Origin of the sequence: Paraburkholderia sp. SIMBA_054 (assembly GCF_046534875.1) — a bacterium.
GTDB classification, from domain to species: Bacteria; Pseudomonadota; Gammaproteobacteria; order Burkholderiales; family Burkholderiaceae; genus Paraburkholderia; species Paraburkholderia hospita.
Genome location: NZ_JAWRXV010000425.1, coordinates 1 through 331, shown reverse-complemented (window position 1 = coordinate 331; position 331 = coordinate 1). Strand labels below are relative to the sequence as shown.

General features: G+C 63.7%; 1 protein-coding gene. It reads right to left on the bottom strand.

Going from position 1 to position 331, the window contains the following annotated elements; genetic code table 11:
- Nucleotides 1–331, bottom strand: a 331-nt coding sequence (locus SB822_RS55765; RefSeq protein WP_410858933.1) for an LLM class flavin-dependent oxidoreductase, incomplete at both ends; no start/stop codon positions are given.

The window sequence follows — 331 nt, the reverse complement described above, 5'->3', positions numbered from 1 at the left end:
ACGGCGTCCTCCAGCGTTTGCTGCGCGGTGAAGATCACTTCGGCGGTACGCGCTGCGAGCGCCTTGCCTGCTTCCGAGGAACCCGCCTGCACGACGACCGGCCTGCCCTGAGGCGAGCGTTCGACATTCAGCGGCCCGCGCACGTTGAAGAATTCGCCGCGATGATCGAGCACATGACGCTTTGCCGGATCGAAATAACGCCCGGCTGCTTTGTCTCGCACGAACGCGCCTTCATCCCAGCTGTCCCACAGCCCCTCGACCACTTCCGCAAATTCCACCGCGCGCTCGTAGCGGCGCGCGTGAGCGAGATGTTCGTCGAAGCCAAAGTTCT